The 20,123-nt window shown below is 53.0% G+C and carries 15 protein-coding genes and 1 riboswitch; of the genes, 6 read left to right on the forward strand and 9 right to left on the reverse strand.

Features of this window, described 5'->3' with window-relative positions; genetic code table 11:
* Positions 1-988 precede the first annotated feature (988 nt).
* The gene (locus CLV58_RS05840) at positions 989-1,372 is read left to right on the forward strand and encodes a hypothetical protein (RefSeq protein ID WP_106136849.1); all 384 of its coding nucleotides are present in this window, start codon (positions 989-991) and stop codon (positions 1,370-1,372) included.
* A gap of 9 nt (positions 1,373-1,381) precedes the next feature.
* On the opposite strand, the gene CLV58_RS05845 is transcribed toward CLV58_RS05840, so the two are convergent.
* Entirely contained in the window at positions 1,382-1,885 is a 504-nt protein-coding gene (locus tag CLV58_RS05845; protein ID WP_106136850.1) for a GNAT family N-acetyltransferase, read from the reverse strand.
* 17 nt (positions 1,886-1,902) lie between these two features.
* On the reverse strand, positions 1,903-2,781 hold the full coding sequence (locus tag CLV58_RS05850) for an SDR family NAD(P)-dependent oxidoreductase (protein WP_146141376.1): 879 nt from the start codon (positions 2,779-2,781) through the stop codon (positions 1,903-1,905).
* Here CLV58_RS05850 and CLV58_RS05855 point away from each other — a divergent pair.
* Positions 2,780-4,510: a DUF885 family protein gene (locus CLV58_RS05855; RefSeq protein WP_106136852.1), complete on the forward strand. Its 1,731-nt coding sequence runs from the start codon at positions 2,780-2,782 to the stop codon at positions 4,508-4,510. The two genes, CLV58_RS05850 and CLV58_RS05855, sit on opposite strands and share 2 nt — an antisense overlap.
* A 97-nt stretch (positions 4,511-4,607) precedes the next feature.
* Here the strand turns inward: CLV58_RS05855 and CLV58_RS05860 are convergent, their stop codons facing one another.
* Positions 4,608-5,348, reverse strand: coding sequence for a dioxygenase family protein (locus tag CLV58_RS05860; RefSeq protein ID WP_106136853.1), 741 nt, complete (start codon positions 5,346-5,348; stop codon positions 4,608-4,610).
* A gap of 276 nt (positions 5,349-5,624) precedes the next feature.
* On the opposite strand from CLV58_RS05860, the gene pnuC reads away from it, so the two are divergent.
* The 3 genes from pnuC (at position 5,625) to CLV58_RS05875 (ending at position 7,930) form a co-directional block, all read left to right on the forward strand.
* Entirely contained in the window at positions 5,625-6,287 is a 663-nt protein-coding gene (pnuC, locus tag CLV58_RS05865; RefSeq protein ID WP_106137002.1) for a nicotinamide riboside transporter PnuC, read from the forward strand.
* A 236-nt stretch (positions 6,288-6,523) separates the two neighbouring features.
* Positions 6,524-6,832, forward strand: coding sequence for an isoamylase early set domain-containing protein (locus tag CLV58_RS05870; protein WP_106136854.1), 309 nt, complete (start codon positions 6,524-6,526; stop codon positions 6,830-6,832).
* Between the two features lie 351 nt (positions 6,833-7,183).
* Positions 7,184-7,930, forward strand: coding sequence for a CPBP family intramembrane glutamic endopeptidase (locus tag CLV58_RS05875; protein WP_170108651.1), 747 nt, complete (start codon positions 7,184-7,186; stop codon positions 7,928-7,930).
* A gap of 73 nt (positions 7,931-8,003) precedes the next feature.
* On the opposite strand, the gene CLV58_RS05880 is transcribed toward CLV58_RS05875, so the two are convergent.
* The 4 genes from CLV58_RS05880 to CLV58_RS05895 all read right to left on the reverse strand — a co-directional run bounded on the left by CLV58_RS05880 (position 8,004) and on the right by CLV58_RS05895 (position 14,779).
* A complete protein-coding gene (locus CLV58_RS05880; protein WP_106136856.1) occupies positions 8,004-8,945 on the reverse strand; it encodes a hydroxypyruvate isomerase family protein in 942 nt (313 codons plus the stop codon).
* 242 nt (positions 8,946-9,187) lie between these two features.
* Positions 9,188-12,268 carry a PVC-type heme-binding CxxCH protein gene (locus CLV58_RS05885; RefSeq protein ID WP_106136857.1) on the reverse strand — a complete coding sequence of 1,027 codons (3,081 nt, stop codon included), beginning with the start codon at positions 12,266-12,268 and terminating at the stop codon, positions 9,188-9,190.
* A 128-nt stretch (positions 12,269-12,396) separates the two neighbouring features.
* Positions 12,397-14,109 (reverse strand): GMC oxidoreductase, encoded by a 1,713-nt coding sequence (locus tag CLV58_RS05890; protein WP_106136858.1) that lies wholly within the window; start codon positions 14,107-14,109, stop codon positions 12,397-12,399.
* 139 nt (positions 14,110-14,248) lie between these two features.
* The gene (locus tag CLV58_RS05895) at positions 14,249-14,779 is read right to left on the reverse strand and encodes a gluconate 2-dehydrogenase subunit 3 family protein (RefSeq protein ID WP_106136859.1); all 531 of its coding nucleotides are present in this window, start codon (positions 14,777-14,779) and stop codon (positions 14,249-14,251) included.
* 177 nt (positions 14,780-14,956) lie between these two features.
* On the opposite strand from CLV58_RS05895, the gene CLV58_RS05900 reads away from it, so the two are divergent.
* Positions 14,957-16,555: a Na+/H+ antiporter gene (locus CLV58_RS05900; protein ID WP_106136860.1), complete on the forward strand. Its 1,599-nt coding sequence runs from the start codon at positions 14,957-14,959 to the stop codon at positions 16,553-16,555.
* Between the two features lie 97 nt (positions 16,556-16,652).
* Here CLV58_RS05900 and CLV58_RS05905 read toward each other — a convergent pair whose 3' ends face one another.
* Together CLV58_RS05905 and CLV58_RS05910 are read right to left on the reverse strand one after the other, a co-directional pair.
* A complete protein-coding gene (locus CLV58_RS05905) occupies positions 16,653-17,711 on the reverse strand; it encodes a YncE family protein (protein WP_106136861.1) in 1,059 nt (352 codons plus the stop codon).
* Positions 17,708-19,654: a TonB-dependent receptor plug domain-containing protein gene (locus CLV58_RS05910; RefSeq protein WP_245882233.1), complete on the reverse strand. Its 1,947-nt coding sequence runs from the start codon at positions 19,652-19,654 to the stop codon at positions 17,708-17,710. Before CLV58_RS05910 ends, CLV58_RS05905 begins: the two co-directional genes overlap by 4 nt.
* A 66-nt stretch (positions 19,655-19,720) precedes the next feature.
* A riboswitch (cobalamin riboswitch) is annotated at positions 19,721-19,922 on the reverse strand.
* Positions 19,923-20,123 lie beyond the last annotated feature (201 nt).

Below are 20,123 nucleotides of genomic sequence, written 5' to 3' on the forward strand. Positions count from 1 at the left end.
AATAGTCCATACCATGGACCATATTGAACCTGCCCACAAAGCTTGTAAGAGTTCATGGCTAATGCCATTCACAAAAATGCGTATGTCGATGTAGCTACGCCACTACCTGTCTGTTAACAAATAATTGTTTATATTATTTGTTAACAATTATAATCCCCTCAACAGGCTTGTCAACATTTCCTAGATTTTTAATTTTCAGGTAGTATGTACCGCGAGGTAAAGCTTCGACATCGAAGGTTATCTCAAAAACACTTTGTTCAGCAGTACTAATCTGATCGAATTTTTTTTAGTATTAACTGTTTTTTGTTAGCATCATTTTATCGGACTAGTAAAACGACCAGCTCCTACTAATAGGACAATCAGCACAGCAACCGTTTTTTATGACTCAGAACAGCTTGCTGAATAGTTAAATAAATCAACTGGTGTCTGCGGGTAATCATACGATTTCTCGTGTGTGCAGTACGGGCCAGTACCGGGGCTATACGATTTAAAATAGTACGTACTGCCAACTTTGGCATCAGCAGGCAGGTTACCTACAGTTACACAATGATCTCTCCCGTGCCAAGTCTCACCAATATGTATTCCTTCCAATTGAACGACATAGGCGCAATCGAAGGCTACAACAGTAGCTTTGTAACAATTCGTTGACTTCACTGTTGGCGTGCCTTCTTGACAGCCAACAAAAAGGTAGAAAGCGAATACAGAAAGCAAACCAGTTATCCGTTTAGACGTTTTCATAATTGCCTGATCGATTAAAAATTGTGTTTCACTCAGAATATCAAAAAAGAATAATAAACGGACATGCTCTTGACAGGTGAGCACGCTGTTAAAAGAACGACAGTGCTTCCTAAGTATGGTTACTATTTTTTTCTTGTACAATAGACCCCATTTCAGAATGAAAAGTTGGAAAATCTATGCTAGAAAAAAATAAATTTTTATCGATCTGATATATCAACCTGTATAAAACATCGGGACCAATCCAGAAGAGATGGCGTTGAGTATTCTGGCAAACTTCAGCAACGATGGCCCGACCGTAGCGCTCGAACGAATCGTTCACCGTATCGAAGAAACTACCATCGGTGACTTTCCGTTAAGAAAGTACTTCAACCAACTACGGGTTTTGGCTCAATTGCGTAACTTAGGTAATCAACTCACAGAGTTAGCTATGGACAATATCACCAAGTTTTTCAGTGTCGAGAAAGACGCCGTTTACATGGTTGGTTTTAATCAGGGAGAAATCAACGCCAAGGTAGCTTTCGTCAAAAATCTACTGAGCAAGGTTTCGTTGACAATTGAGCAAATCGCTGATATTGCCGGGGTAACTGTTGACTTTGTCGACAACGTTCGGCAGGAAATTAAGTCAGGTGAATAACACGCTAATTCAGCCCGGATATTCCCACCACAGCATGTTCTCAAAACGGTCGAACAGGTGAAACTGGTTTTTCTCCAATACCCGTTGCGACGCTACGTTTTCCACATCGGTATCAGCCGTAACACGTAGAACGTCCGGCTGCTGAAGTACCCACTCGACTAGTCCGGCGACCATTTCGGTCATGTAGCCCTGCCGTTGCCGGGCGGGGTAGGTACCGTAGCCGATCTCTACCGTCCCAGTCTCGTCGGGCTCCCCCTTGAATTTTGCTTCGGCAACGATCTGCTGCCGCTCCTCGTCGATCGCTACCCAAATCGTGTGGTACAGCGGATCGTAGCGGGGGTCAAGCAACCGGGGAATAGTATACGCCCGAATGATGCTCAGCAACGGCTCCGTCACCACGCGGGGGCCGGTTCTCAAATGCAGCGCCTGCTCCAGCCGATAACTGTCGGCGATATGGAGTCGCAATTCAGGAAGCGTCAGCGGGCGCAGCGTCAGGCGGGATGTACTTACCATGACCGGTGGTTCACAAATCAATATTGGCCTTCACTAACACTCCACCCACCGTCGATGGTCAGGACCTGACCGGTGGTAAAGCGCGATTGATCGGACATGAAATAGACCGCTGCGCCGGACAAATCGTTGGGATGACCGATCCGTCCGCCGTCGAGGGGTTGTTTGGATGGAATGAATGCCATGATCTTATCGTCGTTGACCGCTCGCTGCGACATGGGTGTTTCGACCAGCGACGGCACCAGCACATTGACCCGGATATTCTGACTGGCATAGTACGACGCGACCGACCGCGAAAAACCAATGACGGCTGACTTGGCGGCCGCGTAGGCATGAGTCGCGAAATAAGCCGGCGACGGCGATTGCCCCAGCACCGACCCCATGTTGAGAATGGTGCCCCCCGACTCCTGCGCCCGAAACGCGCGCACAGCTGCCTGATTCGACAGCATCATGGCTGTCAGATTGGTGTTCATCGTATACTGCCAACCCTCAAGCGTCAGTTCGTGTAGCGGACCGTCGCCAAAACGCCGGCCACTGCCGCCGGCAACGTGATACAGGCCGTCGAAACCACCGAAAATCTGCTGACACAGGCCGATCGCTTTGGACGCCGTTTGCGGATCAGCGGCATCGCCCGACATCGCCAGGCCGTTGCCATTCAGTTGTTGTTCGGCTTTTGCACCGTTTTCCGGGTTGCGACCAACGACGACGACCTGCGCACCTTCGGCCACAAATGCCTGTGCTGCTGCCAGTCCCATACCCGTTGTACCGCCAATAACTACGATCTTTCTATCTGTTAACCACATTTTATTTGCGCGCGCCGTTTGGGCTTTACCCGCAAGAAACGAAATTGCCTGTCTACTCCCAACAGGATTCGTATTCCTGGTAATCCCTTCCCGCATGCGCCTTAAGACTACCTGTTTTGTTTTTCTGTTTGCTGCCGGTTCACTTTGTGCACAGCCCGCCCCAACAATCAGCTACGAGACCAGCGCCGTACATCCGCTCCTGGTGCAGTTCGAAGCAGACCGGGGTAGCCTGAACCGGTTCTACGTTATCGAAAACTCGCCTGAACGCCGGGAACGGTTCAAAAAGCTGCGGACCGACTACCTGGCTCAGTTGCAGGCGTTACCGTTCGAGCAGATGAACACCGACAGCCGGGTCGACTACCTCCTGTTTCAACGGAATCTCCGCAACGATCTGGCCAAGCTGGAACAGGAAGAAACCGAAATGAAACAGATTCAGCCGTGGTTTCCGTTTGCCGGTACACTCTATACGCTCGAAAAAGAACGTCGACGCGGGAAAGTACTCGACGCCCGGCAGGTAGCCGCCGATCTGACCGCGTTGTCGGCACAGGTCGAAGCGGCCCATCGGCAGGTCGAAAAGCTGGGACCGATTGACCCAGCCATTGCCCGCCGGGCTAACCGGACGGCAGTTGGGCTGAAAACGGCCCTCGAATCGGTGTTCAATTTTTACAACGAATACGATCCGCAGTTTACGTGGTGGGTACCGCAGCCGTTCCAGCGAGCCGACAGTTTGCTATCCAATTATGCCGCCCTGTTTGGTCGGCGGGCCAAGCGCAGTTCCGGGGCCAAGACCGACAGCAGTGGTATCGTCGGTACAGCCGTCGGACGCGATGAACTGGTGCGGCAACTTCAGTACGAACTCATCCCCTACTCACCCGACGAGCTGATTCAGATTGCCAACCGCGAATTTGCCTGGTGCGACCGGGAGTTACTGAAAGCATCGCGCGAGATGGGTTTCGGCGACAACTGGAAAGCCGCGCAGGAGAAGGTAAAGAACAGCTATGTCGCACCCGGCCATCAGCCCGAACTGATTTTGCGGCTTTATAACGAATCGATTGATTTTCTGAAGAAGAACGACCTTATCACCATTCCACCAGTGGCCGAAGAAACGTGGCGCATGAGCATGATGTCGCCCGAAAGGCAGCGGGTCAATCCGTTTTTTCTGGGTGGCGAAGAAATCATCATCTCCTACCCGACCGGTAGCATGAGCGAAGCCGACAAACTGATGAGTATGCGCGGCAACAACCCGCATTTTTCGCGTTCGACGGTTCACCACGAACTGATTGCGGGCCACCACCTGGAGTTTTTTATGAATAACCGTTACAAGACCTACCGTAATTTCGACACGCCGTTCTGGGTCGAAGGGTGGTCGCTGTACTGGGAAATGCTGCTGTGGGATAAAGGCTTTCCGCAGTCGCCGGAAGACCGGATCGGGATGCTGTTCTGGCGGATGCACCGCTGCGCCCGCATCATTTTCTCGCTTAATTACCACCTCGGGCAATGGTCACCCCAGCAATGCATCGACTTTCTGGTCGACCGGGTGGGCTTCGAACGCGCCAATGCTGAAGGGGAAGTACGCCGGTCGTTTGTGGGCGGCTACCCACCGCTGTATCAACTGGCGTACATGACAGGTGGCTTCCAGTTTTACGCGTTGCAAAAAGAACTGGTCGGCAGTGGTAAGATGACCAACAAGCAGTTTCACGACGCGATCATGCGGATGAATGCGCTACCCGTCGAGATGATCCGCGCGATTCTGACCGATCAGCCGTTGCGCCGTGACTTCAAAACCAACTGGCGCTTTTACGCACTGGATGGCGCTAAAAAATAAAACCCGGCAAAGTTGCCGGGCTTATTCAGTAGCACTCTATCAACACGTGTGACCTTACGGCCACAATCTCTAAAGGGTCATTCAGTATGCAGGCTGGTTAGCCATTGACGACGATGGTGTGCGTCAGCGTATAGCCGCCGGATACACTGCCGGATACACTCGCCAGTTCGTTGGCGTAGCCATCGCCGAACACGTTATCTTTTTCGTTCAGGGTGTCCTGCGCCCCTTTGGTATAGCCATACGACTGCCCTGTGGTGTACACCGTATTCGAGATATCGTACGGAAAGGCAATCTGCGTTACGAGCAACGACTTCCCCGACGCGTCGTAAATGTGTACGTGAACGTGGGGAGCACGACCGCTATACCAGCCGGGGAAAATCGACGTGAACGAGACGAGTCCGTTGGTATCGGTCGTCTGCCGCCCACGCAGGAAATCGACATTGGTGTAGTTCGTGCTTTGCATGCCGGTTCCACCGTATTCCGAATAGCTACCGTCTTTATCGCAATGCCAGACGTCGACCAGCGCTCCCGACACGGCAGCGCAACTGGCGTTGGCGTTCTTGATGGTGATGTTCATCGTGAACGCGACGCCTGTTCGGTCATCGCGGATGTCTTTCCGGACGAAGTTGGCCGGCGACTTGGTGGGAAAAGGGCCTGCCGTTTCCGAGTTGGTGACCGTACAATTACTGGCCGAACTACCGTTGGTCGATCCACCCGATGCCGTTGTCGATTCTGTCGACGTCGACGCGGGATCGACAGTGGTCTGATTACAGCTGCTGATGGCGACGATGCCCAGCAGGCTACCGAACCCGCGTTTCAAAAAGTCTTTTCGTTCCATACCTAACCTGCTCGTTCTGAGTACGTTTTTTTCTAATAGGATAGCGCCCTATTTATAAGCTTTCCCTCCGTCGCCCCGACTACAGACCAATCGGTCGATGCCCTGGATTCGTCGGTAAACCGGAAAGGTTACTGATTGTCTCTATTGATTAGCAGTACGTCGGCCAGACATAAAGCGTTGCAGCGCGTCGTTGCTATTCAGTTCCTGCGGTTGAAAAGTCAAACAGAACGAGTGGTAACGCGTATTTTCGCCATCAGAATCGACTTCTTCCCCAACGTGGCTACTTTCTTCGACATCCATACCATCCTGTTTACCGTCTGGGGGTATCCCATGAGTTACCTGGAGTTTTTCGGCGTGGTGTCGGGCGGCTTGGCCACCTGGCTGGCGGCACGGGCCAATGTCTGGAGCTGGCCCGTTGGCGCGGGCAGCGTGACGCTGTTTTTTTTCCTGTTCTACCAGATTCAGCTTTATCCCGACATGTTTTTGCAGGTCTTTTTTCTGATTACGAACCTGTACGGCTGGTGGCGCTGGACACACCCAAACGCCGGTGAAGCCGATAGTCAGAACGAACTCCGTATAACTCGCCTGATCGGTCGTCCGCTGATACTTACGTTGACAGGTGGACTGGTCGCTACGCTGGGGCTGGGAGCACTGGCGCAGAACCTTCACCGGCTATTTCCGGTACTCTTCAGTCAGCCCAGCGCCTTCCCTTACCTGGACTCATTTACAACCGTCATGAGCATCATCGGTACGTTCATGATGATCCACAAAAAGCTGGAATGCTGGTGGGTCTGGCTGATTATCGACCTCATCAGTACATACATCTATTTCGTGAAAGGGGTGAAGCTGGTCGGTATCGAATACGCCGTTTTCTGCCTGATTGCTTTCCAGGGAGCCTGGCACTGGACCCGTGAATATCGGTCGTACCAAACAGCTTGACAGCCGGCTCACTTATAGCTGGAGTAGCCTACTCTGTCGACTAAACGGACTTATCAACTTGGTAGTCAGCTCATTATTTTATTGCTATCCGCTTTATTGTAAGAAACCACCCAAGTGTTAATGTATGTATAATATTTATGATTAAAATAAGAATTTAAGTCTCTAACCTACTGATAACTATGAACTTAAAATTTAAGTAATATAATTTTGCGAAAAAACCAAACGAAAAACCGCTTATGGCAGTTGCCAAACAATTTCTAAAAAGTAAGCCTGTTGCCAAAGTAACGTTCGAGTTGCCAGCCGAGGCTGTCAATGGTGCCAAAACGGTAGCCGTAGCCGGTGAATTCAACAACTGGGACGTAGCAGCTCAGGCGTTGAAGAAGCAAAAAGACGGTTCGTACAAAACGACGGTTGAACTGCCCGTTGGTGGTGAGTACCAGTACCGGTACATCCTCGACGGTACGAAATGGGAAAACGACTGGGCTGCCGATAAGTACGTAGCCAGCGGTGTTTCAGGAGAAGAAAATTCAGTAGTCGTTCTGTAAGAACAGTCATAAAAAAAGGGTGGCTAAACAACGTTGTTTAGCCACCCTTTTTTTGTTTGCTCGTTCCGAACCCTGAACGAATCAGTTAAATACACTTTCTCTTCGCGATAAAAGCAATCTCTGTCCTCTATTATTTTCAAATCGCTACCGCAACCAAAATACAATAGATACGGAGATCACAATTTGTATATTTCTCAGAAGCACTGCACAACTTTATTTGTATTATGTAACTAAAAATAGAATCAGTTGATAAGATGCGCTAGTTAAGACTTACAAAAATAAAAAATTAACGGAGCAGTCAGGGGAGATGGTACAAGATAAATGCTTAAACTGTTATTCTGCTCCAAGCCTATGTCTACTTATCAATCTGGCCGTATTCTCTTAGTTAACAGCTTACTCATTATCACGTTCAATGGGCTATTATACTGGCAACCCGTTAAAAATCTACTGACTCAACGACAAGCGGGTATTTTGATCGGGTTGGTCTTTTACGCCATTCAGTTTGCCGTTACTTACCGTTTATCGGGTTCACAGAAAACCTGGTTAATTCAGCCATTCCAAACCAAATATGTTGTATCAGCACTGGCAGCAATAGTTGTCGCACAGGGCATAACTATTTGTCTTATTGTAGGTTTGACGACATATCATCAAACAGATTCTGTTTCAAGCCAAATCACATCCTTCTTACTCGTATTCGTTCTCAACTCGTTGCCAGGGGCCTTACTGGAAGAATGGTTATTCCGTTACTTACCTTTTCGTCTTGGTCAACAGGCAACAAAACGATACCAACCTGTACTATACTGTTTGGGAGCGTTAGTTCTCTTTACCTTACTTCATATTCCTGCTTATCTTCTTCAATACAATCTTGGCTTAGTTGAACTAGGTAAAGTTTTTATGATGGGTATACTTTTTATGGTAGTCTATTTATTAACCCGAAACTTAGTTTTCACCGCCTTTTTTCATGGATTAACGAATAAACCATTGTACGTTGTTGAATCCCCCTATTACTGGTTGTACTTCTATATAAGTGTGTTAGTAGTTAGCATGTGTTGGGCAGTATTGAATCGAAAGAGACATCACAATTCAGCTACTATATAAATGCAATTCTGCAAACCATGTGGATAAAGTAGACAATAAATAGGCCACCTTATCCACATGCTCTTTCACTGCTCTACACCGCAAAACTATCGGACTCAATGTAGGCGTTGATGACGGCGGTTTCACCGTCTTTGCCAGGCATTGAGTTGCCGTGTTCCATGCCGAAGATAAAGTCTTTATTCTCGGCTTTGGCTTTTTTGTACACGTGCTGAAGCACTTTCTTGTAATTAATCTCGCCCGTTGTCGGCTCCTTCCGGCCGGGGTTATCGCCGATCTGAAAATAGGCAATTTCAGGCCATGTCCAGTCAATGTTATTGATGACGTTACCCTCGTTTTTCTGCATATGGTAGATGTCATACAGCAGCTTGCATGACGGGCTATTGACGCCCCGGCAGATTTCGTACGTCTGATCGGAGGTGCGCAGGAACAGGTTAGGCGTATCGCTCAACGGCTCCAGCACCATAGTCAGGCCGGCGGGTTCCAGAATTTCGGCACCCCGACGCAGCGCATCGATCACGTTACCGGTCTGTACACCGATCGGTAGTCGCCGTTCGAAATCACCCGGCACCACGGTCGTCCATTTCGCGTTGACGCGTTTCGCCGTTTCAACCGCTTTCCGGCAACCGTTCAGGAAAATATCGATGTACTCGGGTTTTCCAGCAGCCAGCGTGTTTGCGCCGTTGCCGCCTTTATCGAGTACGAAAACGCCCATCGTGATGCCGAGCCGGGCCATTTCCTTGGCCATCTTTTCCTGCTGGGCCACATCGCGCCCCATCATGCCATTGTCTTCAAAGGCCGTGAAGCCCATGTCAGCCATGAATTTTAGCTGATCGATCGGGTCTTTACCGGCCGTATTTTCAAACATGCCGATGTGTGGGGCATATTTGAGTTTAAAACTATGCTTCGCCAACAAAGCCGGTTGTGAATGCCAGTTCTCGGCAAGGGCTGCCCCCGTACTAACCAATGCGGTACTCGCTAATCCCGCCGTCGTTTTCACAAAGTTACGTCGTTTCATACTGTCTTGAACTGTGATTCATTTGATTGATATGATTGCGCTGATGTCTTGAACTATGATGCGTCTGATTGGTGTGATTAGCTATGATTCTCTTTTAGGAATTAGCGCAATCAATTAATCAGACGAGTCAAAGTTCAAGACAATCTGAACTATGATTTGTCTGATTCGCGTGATGGACTTTGATTTTTCTTCTCTCAATCAACGAGATCATACCAATCACACGAATCACAGTTCAAGACCAATCAGCGGTTACGTTTTAGTGTGCTTAGGTAGTCGACCAGGTCGACGAGTTCCTGTGTACTCATGCTCTCCTGCAGGCCCGACGGCATCATCGACGTTTCGGTCGTTTTCATCGACTTGACATCCGACATTTTGTAGTTCTGCACGACGCCACCGGGGAATTTCATTTGCAGGTCAGTCTCGGTTTTACTTGAAATAATACCCGTCAGCATCGTACCATCTTTCAGCTTGATTTCCGACGTTTCGTAGCCGAAGCTGATTCCGGCGTCGGGGTGCAGGATGGCCAAGTATTCTCCCTCCTTCGACAGTTTCGAGCCGATTTCCGACAGCTTCGGACCGAAGTCCATACCTTCGCCGTTGACCTGATGACAAATGGCACAGTTGGCTTTGAATACTGTCAGGCCGCGCGCGGCATCACCGTTCATCGCCATCAGTTCCGCCACACCGGGTAGCTTCTTACCCGCACTCGTCTGGTTACCGTCGAGGTAGCTGGCAGCCTGAACACGGATATTTTTGCGCCAGTCGCCACTAACGCCTTGTGCAGCCGCTTTTTTGTAGTCGCCCTTGATCTCCCCCGCTTTGAGCAGTGCGATAACCATATCGGCTCCATCCATACTACCACCCAGCGAACGGGTGGCGTTCATCCGCAGATTGGCCGGGCGTTTCTCATCCAACGCTACCGTTTTCAAAATCGCTACGGATTCTTTACTGCCCACGTTCCGCAGCGCCGTTACCATGTGCATGGCGTCATCGGCATTACTACCGTCGATCGTTGCCCAGATCAGCTCACTGCCTTTCTGCCGTAGCAGTTGACGAGCCGCATCGCGACCCATACCCACGTCGTACTTAGCCAGTGTCAGCTTTTGCAGTCGCCCTCTTTCCGATGCAGGCTCGTACCGACTGACCAGTTCGATGTACTCGGGTGTACCGTAACTCTGATCGAGCAGTTGCGCCAATGCCTGTTGCGTGGCCGGATTCTTCCGTACGAAGTCGGGATCGAGGTGACGCAGCACCAGTCGCGACACTTCGGTCGAACCACGATTCTCGTTCAGGATGTTCAGCAGCGCGGTCGATTTTTCGGTGGCACCGGGATTGAAATCGAACGCCCGGAAATAGCGTAGGCGCGTGTTCATATCGGTACGGGAGTCGCCTGCCAGCCTGGCCAGCATCGGTACCGACTCTTTGGTACGGGCCCGCCAGATAATGTCACGCCCGGCCGCCGAAGCCGTCGGATCGTTCGCCTGTTGCTTTAACCAGGCTGTGTAGTAGCGGTCCCAGTTGCCGTCAGCGCCGATACCCAACGCTTCCAGATACCAGCGGTCAGTCCCGTCGTGTTTGCTGGCCAGTTGCGCCCACAACGCCGGTGCATCGGCGTTTTTGCTCCCTCGCAGCGCAATCGCACAGTCGCGTCGTACCTGCGGATTCACATCGTTAACCAGTTGTTTCACAGCCGCTATTGCCGCGTCAGCCCCAAGCTGACGAGCGGCTCGCAGTGCGGTAATGCGCAGATCGGGATTGCTATTTTTCAGGGCGGCCGTTACGTATTTCGACCCGTTTTCTCCTTTGCTCAGTACCCACAGCGCCCTCGCCTGCATACGCGGATTGGGATTGTTTTTGTACAGAGCGACCAAGGCTTTCTCCGCCTTTTTACCCATACCATGCAACGTCTGCCAGGCGGCATACCGCACATCCATGTTTGGACTTTGCAGCGCGTCGACAGCCCCTTCGACAGTTGTCAAATCGAGTTTTGGAATCGTATACGGCGAATTCGGTGGAGCGACCCGGTACACACGTCCTTTGCTTTGGTCGCCTGCCTGATGCCCACCCACACCGGGGTCGTACCAGTCGGCGACGATAAGTGAGCCATCGGGCGCTACGCATACGTCGGCCGGACGGAACCACTGATCGCGGGCTCCTTCCAGGATGTTGACGATACTGGCTTTATACCCGGCACCATCGTTCTGCACCGTGTACGACCGGACCACGTTCGGGCCAGCGTCGCAGTGGATAAGCTGATTTTGAAAGACCGGCGGCAGCAGGTTGCCTTCGTACACGAGAATACCCGTCGGCGAACCCGCACCGGTTTGCAGCAGGTTGGGTACCGAACCGGGATCATTCAGGTGCCAATGCCGCTGAAATGTTTCTTTCTCCAGATTTTCACGATTAGCCTGCCAGCCTGCGCCCGTCATCTCGTCGGTATAGCCGTAGTTGCCATACTCCATGACGTAGTTGATACGCGTGCTCTTGTTGCCATCGTCGTCATTGTCCGACTGCCAGAGCGTACCGTATGAGTCGACGGCAACCTCGTAGTTGTTGCGGAAATTCTGCCCAAGCAACTCGACGTTTTTCCCGCCCGGGTCGCAGCGAAATACCAGCCCCTGCCGGAAATTAGTCGTGTTGATGGGTTTACCCGTGGCGATATCGACGACCGGTTTGTTGTCTTTATCCAGCAGTTGGCCGCCTTCGTTACCAAAATTGAAATACCATTTACCGTCGGGACCGGCAACAAAGGTGTGCATGCCGTGGTCGTGCTGCACCCCACCGATACCAGTGAAAAGCAACTCTTTCCGGTCCGCTTTGTCGTCGCCGTTATCGTCGGTCAACAGCCAGACGTTGGGACTGTCGGAGACGATAACCTGATTCCCCTGCACCCAGATGCCCAGTGGCGATTCAATAGCCGGGTCCTGGAAAAAGACTTTGCTGTTGTCAGCCTTACCGTCGTGGTTATCGTCGGTGAGAATGACAATGCGGTCACCTTCGGGCCGGGTCGGATTACCGTTGATACCGGGTCGGTAGTTATATGCTTCACAAACCCAGACACGCCCTTTCGCATCGACGTCGATGTTTGTCGGGTTGACCAGCATGGGTTCGGCGGCAAACAACGTCGCTTCCAGGCCCGGTGCTACGTTCAGACTACCGACAGCGTACTTCGGATCGTGTTTGTCATCGTCGGTCAGGCTGATAAACAACCGATTGAGGTAATCGCTCGACGCCAGATTGAGGTTACGATTCTGATAGGCACCGATCAGTAGACTACCTGCCAGCAACCCAGCCGCCGACACCCGCAACACGTTCATGTTCATGTGGTTTGTATTGTTTTATGTAGAGACGCAATCCTTTGCGTCTCAGCACCCGGATGGCTGCTCTGTCGGTTGCTGACGCGTGCTGAGACGCGAGGGGTCGCCGGTCCGCCGGTGCGGTCTCTACAAAATCAGATATTCCGTTTCTTCATTTCTTTCACGGCGAAATCGGCTGCGCGGGCAGTCATGGCCATGTACGTCAGCGATGGATTCACGCACGACGCTGAGGTCATAAAGGCCCCATCCGTCACGAATACGTTCTTCACCCCGTGGACCTGATTGTTGCCGTTCAGGACTGACGTTTTCGGATCACGACCCATGCGGGCGGTACCCATTTCGTGAATGGCCATCCCCGGATACGAGCCGTTGTCGTAGCCTTTCACGTTTTTCAGACCGGACCGTTCGAGCATTTCGACGGCGTCGTTCTGCATGTCTTTCCGCATCTTCTTCTCGTTGTCCTTGAATTCGGCGTCGAACACGACAAGCGGCATCCCCCACTTGTCTTTGTTAGTTTTGTCGAGGTACATGCGGTTTTCGTAGTACGGCAACGTTTCGCCGAAACCACTCAGGCCCATCGTCCACGGACCGGGTTTGGTCATATCTTCCTTGTAGTCGGCCCCGAAGCTCAGCTCGGCAATTTCGCGCTGCCAGTTTTGCCGACTGCCGCTGCCCTGATAGCCAAACCCGCGCAGGTAATCGCGCTTGTCGTTGCCGATGTTGCGGTAACGTGGTACGTAGATACCGTTGGCCCGCCGACCGATGTAGTATTTGTCGAGATCGCCTTCCCAAATACCCGATGCCCCCGTACGGAAATGGTGATCCATCAGGTTGTGGCCCAGTTGTTCCGAGTCGTTACCGAAGCCGTTCGGAAAGCGGTTGGACGTCGAGTTCAGCAGAATAGCCGTTGACCCAAGCGCACTGCCGCAAACGAAGATGATTTTGGCTTGATACTGCCGTTCCTGTAGGGTTTTGGCGTCGACGACGCGCACCCCGGTCGCCCGCTTCTGATTTTCGTCGTACAGAATATTCGTCACCACCGAATCCGGGCGCAACGTCAGCCGACCCGTTTTTCCGGCGTAGGGCAGCGTACACGACTGCGTACTGAAGTAAGCGCCGTACGGACAACCCATGGCGCAGCGGTTCCGATACTGACACGGAGCACGACCGATACCCGTCTGGGCTTCCATCGCTTTCGACAGGTTGGCCACCCGACCAATGGTCATGGTACGGCCCGGAAACTCTTTCTCGATGCGCTTCCGCACTTCTTTCTCCACGCAGTACATCTCCATCGGTGGCAGAAAGTCGCTGTCGGGCAGTTGCGGCAGGTTGAGTTTCTCCCCCGAAATACCGACCACTTTCTCGACGTACGAATACCAGGGCGCCACGTCTTTGTACCGAATCGGCCAGTCGACGGCGATACCATCTTTCAGGTTTCCTTCGAAGTCGATATCGCTGAGCCGATACGATTGCCGCCCCCACATGATCGATTTTCCCCCAACGATATTCGGCCGGTACCAGTCGAACCGTTTCTCCTCCTTGTAGAGCGAGTCGGTATCTTTCATCCAGTACGTTTCGGTATTTTCGTTGTACGGGTAGTCGCGCATCAGCTTGGGGTGCGTTTCCTTCTGCTCCATCGTCAGCCGCCCGTTGTACTTCAGTTCCCAGGGGTCTTTCGTAGCGTTCGGATAGCCCGTAACGTGTTCGAGCTGATGGCCTTTTTCGAGCATCAGCACGCGTAAACCTTTTTCGGTCAGCTCTTTGGCTGCCCACCCGCCCGATACCCCGGAGCCAATCACAATGGCATCGTAGGTCATTTCCTTGGCGGCATCTATGTTTAAGTTCATTTGCTTAGAGTTGAAAAGTTGTATGGTTGTAGAGTTGTAAAGTTTTAGGGTCATAGAGTTGCTGCCTAGCGCGGCTACCGGCCGGTACTGGACGCGCCAGCCAACTTTACAACTATCCAACTTTAAAACTTTATAACTTTCAAAGAGCCCACGTTTTCTGACCCGGTTCGATCGGTTTGCAGCCATCGAACTGACCCGGAACCGGAAGATAGGCCAGCGCCTTTGTCGCGCCGATTTCGGAGGTGAAGTAGCCCAGCGTCGTCAGTTCTTTCATGCGCAGGAAGAAGGGCTTGTCGGCGGTGGTCGTTTGTTTGACCATCTCGATTTTCTGCGCCTTGTCGAGGTTCATAAACCCGTTGCCGAACTTGGTTTTACTGTCGGCATCCAGTTTGGACAGACCGCCGTAAAACGCTTCCTGATCGGCTTTCGGGTAACAGTCACGCATGACACGGATAATGAATTTCTGAGCACCGGCCGCTTTTGCACCCGGCGTGCCGGTCGTCGGAATGATTACGTCAGCGACTTCGGCCAGCAGGGCTTCCTGTTCGGGCGTAACTGCCAGACCGGGCGTGGTATTGAGGACCTGCCCCATAGCACCGGCGACACTGGGGGCCGCCAATGCTCCGCCCAGTAACAGGGCCACGTGCTGTATTGCTTCTCTGCGTTTCATCAAAAGCGGTTTTAGCAATTGGTTAGTCGTTTTCCGTGTGCCACTCAGTCGTTTATTTGCTGACGTGACTTGATTGCGAACGAAAAACGGCAAATACTACTTAAAGACAACATTCGGTGGTTTATCACCTACGTTCATCAAAAAATATCCGTCGGCCGACCGGCATCTACTTACTCTATGCATGATTTACCCCTTTTTGTGGGGCTATTGACACTCGTCACAGCGCTGGCTGCGGCCGCCGAACGAATCCGCATCGCGACACCGATTCTGCTGGTGCTGGCCGGCATTGCGATCAGTCTGGTACCGGGCCTGCCTAACATTGCGCTGAGTCCCGACGTCGTCATCCTGCTGTTTCTTCCACCGCTGATTTATTCGTCGGCCTGGAATATGTCGTGGCCCGACTTCAAGGCTAATTTCAACGCCATCTTCCTGCTGGCCTTCGGGTTGGTTATTTTCACGACGGCGGGCGTAGCCTGGGTAGCACACACGTTTATTACCGGCTTTTCGTGGCCAATGGCCTTTGTATTAGGCGCTACCGTATCGACAACCGACCCGATTGCGGGTACGGCGATCATCAAAAAGATGGGCTTACCGCGACGGGTCGTCACGATTCTGGAAGGCGAAAGCCTGGTCAACGACGGGACGGGGCTGGTGGTATACCGCTACGCCGTACTGGCCGTCACGACGGGGCAGTTTGTGCTGATGAAAGCAGGGGGCGACTTCCTGCAAAGCGTAATCGAAGGAATTGCCATTGGCCTGGGTCTGGCCTGGCTTGTCAAGCGTATCCATCGGCTGACGACGGGAACGCCGGTTATCGAGACCACACTGTCGTTCATTACCCCGTTCGCGGGCTACTTGCTAGCCGAACAATGGCATGTGTCGGGGGTACTGGCCGTACTGTCGTCGGGTTTGTACCTGACGCTGCGGTCGTCGGAATATATGTCGCGCCGGGGGCACCTGGAAACGCTGGGTGTCTGGAATGTCGTGACGTTTCTGCTGAACGGTATCGTGTTCGTGCTGATGGGGCTGCAAATACGGGACATCCTTTTTTCCAGTACCAGCAATTATTCATTCGGTCGGCTTATTCTCTACGGCACCATCGTCAGTCTGGCGGTTATCATCGCCCGCTTTATCTGGGTCTTTCTGGTCCACTACATGCCGCGACTGCTCCTGAGTCGGCAAAAAAATGGGCTGGTCCCATCATTGAAACTGGTGGTAGTGATCGCCTGGACGGGTATGCGTGGGGTGTTGTCGCTGGCAACGGCGCTGGCCATACCGCTGACGCTGGCTGATGGTTCGCTATTCCCGCAGCGCGACCTCATCATCTTTATCGTGTACTTCGTCATTTTCGTTACCCTCGTCATACAGGGCCTGGCGCTACCATACCTGATTCGCCTGCTGAATATCAAGCCCGACGTGCGGGCCGAGCAGAAAGAAATCAAGCTGCGGATTCGACTGGCGTCGCTGGCGATCGAACACCTGGAAGCCGAGCACTCGATGAACAACGAAGTTTCCGACGAAGTCCTGAGCGTACTTAAACACAAATACGAGTCGCGAATCAATCGGCTCTGGCTCAAGCAGGGTGGCCAGAAGCGCAAGCACATCAACGAGTCCGAACTACGGGAAACACGCCGGATTCAATTGGAAATCATTCGGGTAGAACGGGCCGAAGTAACCCGCCTTCGGCGTACGGGCGAACACGACGATGAAGTTCTCCGCGCCATCCTGTTTGAACTCGACCTGGAAGAAGGCCGGCTGGAATTAGAAGAGGTGTAGTTTACGGTATACAGTTTACGGTTTTCGGTTAGACACCGCCGAAAGGCTACGTCCTCCCAACCGTAAACTGTATACTGAATCACTGTAAACCGTACGCCTACCGGAAAAAGAACCGCGCGGGATAAATTTCGGCGCGGATCGAATCGATCAGGGCACCACTTTCCTGGTAGCGAATCACGTAGCCGGCCTGCGTGTAATTGACCGGATTCTGCGTCCCGTAGAACATACCCGTGTTGGGATCGATACCGATGGCGCTGAACGAACGGTTCTGCACAGCCGTCGTCGGAACGCTGGTATCGGTGATGGCAAAACGATACGTACGGCTTCCCGTCGAGAAATAGAAGCTCCGCTTATCGCGACTGATGGCCACACTCGTCGGAGTCGAATTCAGTGGTACACGCTTCTCGACGGTCCGGGCACCGGGGTTGTAACAAATCATCGTCTGACCGACCAGTACCCACAATTTACCATTGGCATCGACGGCAATGGGCTCGGGCGCTCCGCCCATGTCGATCTTCTGGACGACTTCGTCGGTGTTGACATTGATGATCGCCATCGTATTGTTACCGCCGTAACTGACGCTACCGACGAATACTTCGCTGCCGACGAGCACCATACCCTCGGCAGCCTTCACGGCCGCGATTTTCTTCGTTACCGTACCCGAATTCACGTCGACCACAGCCACATAACCGGGGTCTTTGAAAAACGTACCAGCACTGTAGTCGCCTGACACGTCCCAGCAGCTGACATACGCTTTGTTAGGCGCTGCGTAAATTGCCCGACGGGGGTTTTCGATGTCGGGCGTTTTCAGCGTTGCCCGACTTTTGAACGTACCGTCTTCCACGATCTCAACCTTATCCTGACCAACCTTGTCGTTGTCAACCAGGATCAACATTTTCCCGTTGACGTCGGCGAGGTCCTGCACACCGCCCGCCATGTCCAGGCTGGGATTAGCCGTTTTAAAGATATTCGTCTGGACAGTGTTACTACCGGTTGCGACGTACGATACCGACCCGTTGTTCTGCTGGAAATTTCCCTGATTAGCAATATAAACACCTGACTCGTAGACCGATGGCTCCGGATCGGCGGTTTTACAGTTCCACAGGCTCAGCGTGAGTATACTGGTGACGAGTCCGGTTGTAATGTGTTTGTTCATGGGTGATTGGCTGGTAATGAAAAAAGAACATTGATGGCGACGCTACGACCCGGCATGGCGTTGCGCCGTACGCTGATGAACAGCGCGTCGAACAGGTTATTGACTTGACCCTGTAACCGGAAAGCGGCTTTGGCTACCCGTATCTGCGTTTCAGCCAGCAGGTTGGCCAGTAGTACGCCCCGAAAATACTGCGTGTTATCGGCGGTGATATACCGGCGCGAACTTGTCTGCATCTGCACCGACAGCCGCGACCGTCCCCGCTGCACCCAAGCGTTGAGCGTCCCCGTATGTACTGGTACGTAGGGCAACTGCTTACCCAGAACGTCGCGGGCGTAGCGATCGTATGCGCGTTCCTGTGAGGTACGTGTCAGCGCGTAGCCCAACCGTACCCCGGCCTGCCAGCCCGCCTGTGTATAGGTAAGTGTGCTGGCCAGTTCGCCCCCCCGCGCCACAACCAGTTGCAGGTTTTCGACGTGATAATCGGTCGCCGGGTTCCACAGTACCCAGTTGTCGACCCGGTTACGATAAGCGGTCAGATCGGTGGTTAGAGTCAGCGTGGGTGTCAGCGCGCTGGTCAGTGCTAAACCGCCTTCCAGGTTGACGCCCGATTCGGGTTTTAAATTCGGATCGCCCAGTTCGACCCAGTAGCGTTCGTTCAGCGTCGGCACCCGATAGCTGCGTCCGATCGACGCTTTCGCCGTCAGCGTCGTCTGCGCGCGTTGCATTAGTTTGTATTCAGCGCCCAGCGACGGCGTCAGCGGTGGATTGAAGCGGGTCACGAACGCCTGCCGGATATTAGCCGACACCAGCCAGCGTTCCGTTTGCAGGCGAAGTAGTGCGTACACATCCTGCCGGTTTTCGGTAATCAGTTGCCCACCGTAGCCATCCGTTCGGGTGCGGTAGTGCGACCACTCTCCGCCGGTTCGCAGGTTTACCGTTACCCTGCTCAGGCCGGGCCACAGCCGAAACTCGCGCTCGACACGGCCGATAAACCGGTCGGTTTCGGTATGACTGGGATTCGTAAAATCACTTTTGGCGTAATCCATCAGGTCGCGAATCCAGCCCAGCCGCATTGTCATGGTCCCGGCGGCATAAGTCGTCAGTAAGCGCGACGACTGCGTTCGGGTTCGCTCCCGCGCGACAGTATCCTGCGGACTCAGTATCAAATCATTATCTGTCAGCCAGGCGTTGACCGACAGCTGCCGACCGTTCCGGTGCTGCACGTACAAGTCCTGCACCAGCCCCCGCTGGGCTGTCGTTGCCTGATCGACGAAGTAATTGCGGAATTCGCGGTACGGGTAGTCGTTATTGAGCTGACTGCGGTAGAGGTATGTCCGACCCGACACCTGCCAGGCTGCCCCCGGCGCACTGCTGTAGCGAAGGCCCAGTTGCGTTTGCTTGTTGCGGAACGAAGCCAGTTGCTGCCCCACCGTCACGCCTAGCCGCGTTTGCCAGTCGGCCTGACTCCCCAGCAGAATGCTACCACCCACGGCATCCGAGCCGATGGCACTGGCCCCCGACCCGTACTGCACAGCCAGTTTGTCGAACCCGGCTACGGGAACGGTCGAAAAGTCAGTTTGGCCGAGGTTTGGCTGATTGATGTTGATACCGTTCCAGAGCACTGCCGTGTGATTGGCCGACGTCCCCCGAAAGGCGACCGTAGCCAGTTGACCGGGGCCGTAACTTCTGAACGCCAGTGGTGTGTTATAGGTCAGCAGGTCGGTGATGGTACTAAACCGGAACTGGAGCAAGGTCGTCGAGTCGATCCGCTGTAGTTTTTGCCCCGCCAGAAATCGTTCGGGTGCAATCGCCCGCACCGTTACCGCCGACAACGACACAGCGGAGTCGGATACGGATGTGGTCGTTTGCGCCAGCGCACCCACAGACCAGCCAGCCAGCAGCGAAAGCCCAATAGCCCCCAAAAAACCTCCGTGGGTTTTCACAATCAGATTTAGTTCTCGTGCGTGTTTGCGTCAGCACGCGACCGGGCCGTTTCCTCCGAACGATTCGGCAGCGGATGGTCATCGGCAGGTCTCCTGGCTCGTCATCCCGATTCGGACCTTCCCGCCCGCAGGCAGTGGTCATGCAGTGTGAACCGGGTTAATACAGACTTACAGTTGCGGGGACAGCGTCGGTTCTGCACCGACTTCCCTTTTAAGCCGTGAAGGCCGCCATGAAGCGACATCAGGCACCGATAACTCGGGACAAAGGTAGGGGAATCACCCAAAAAAACAGCCCCGAATAGTCGGGGCTGCGCAATTGAACAGGTGGAATAGCAACGGAAAGACTACCTCGTTACCCGGTAAGCCAGGGGTGGTTACCCACTATATACCAGTTGGTCAAACGTATATAGCCCCCTTAGTCCGTCCTATGTTTATTGATTGAGCGGTATAAACGGGTTCGTAAACGGTA

The sequence above is a fragment of the Spirosoma oryzae genome, from assembly GCF_003002825.1.
GTDB lineage: Bacteria > Bacteroidota > Bacteroidia > Cytophagales > Spirosomataceae > Spirosoma > Spirosoma oryzae.

Excerpts from the sequence above, each read along its gene's own strand:
- CLV58_RS05840 (WP_106136849.1), top strand. The coding sequence starts at position 989 with ATGGCGTTGAGTATTCTGGCAAACTTCAGCAACGATGGCCCGACCGTA.
- CLV58_RS05845 (WP_106136850.1), bottom strand. The coding sequence starts at position 1,885 with ATGGTAAGTACATCCCGCCTGACGCTGCGCCCGCTGACGCTTCCTGAA.
- CLV58_RS05855 (WP_106136852.1), top strand. The coding sequence starts at position 2,780 with ATGCGCCTTAAGACTACCTGTTTTGTTTTTCTGTTTGCTGCCGGTTCA.
- CLV58_RS05850 (WP_146141376.1), bottom strand. The coding sequence starts at position 2,781 with ATGCGGGAAGGGATTACCAGGAATACGAATCCTGTTGGGAGTAGACAG.
- CLV58_RS05860 (WP_106136853.1), bottom strand. The coding sequence starts at position 5,348 with ATGGAACGAAAAGACTTTTTGAAACGCGGGTTCGGTAGCCTGCTGGGC.
- CLV58_RS05870 (WP_106136854.1), top strand. The coding sequence starts at position 6,524 with ATGGCAGTTGCCAAACAATTTCTAAAAAGTAAGCCTGTTGCCAAAGTA.
- CLV58_RS05875 (WP_170108651.1), top strand. The coding sequence starts at position 7,184 with ATGTCTACTTATCAATCTGGCCGTATTCTCTTAGTTAACAGCTTACTC.
- CLV58_RS05880 (WP_106136856.1), bottom strand. The coding sequence starts at position 8,945 with ATGAAACGACGTAACTTTGTGAAAACGACGGCGGGATTAGCGAGTACC.
- CLV58_RS05885 (WP_106136857.1), bottom strand. The coding sequence starts at position 12,268 with ATGAACATGAACGTGTTGCGGGTGTCGGCGGCTGGGTTGCTGGCAGGT.
- CLV58_RS05890 (WP_106136858.1), bottom strand. The coding sequence starts at position 14,109 with ATGAACTTAAACATAGATGCCGCCAAGGAAATGACCTACGATGCCATT.
- CLV58_RS05895 (WP_106136859.1), bottom strand. The coding sequence starts at position 14,779 with ATGAAACGCAGAGAAGCAATACAGCACGTGGCCCTGTTACTGGGCGGA.
- CLV58_RS05900 (WP_106136860.1), top strand. The coding sequence starts at position 14,957 with ATGCATGATTTACCCCTTTTTGTGGGGCTATTGACACTCGTCACAGCG.
- CLV58_RS05905 (WP_106136861.1), bottom strand. The coding sequence starts at position 17,711 with ATGAACAAACACATTACAACCGGACTCGTCACCAGTATACTCACGCTG.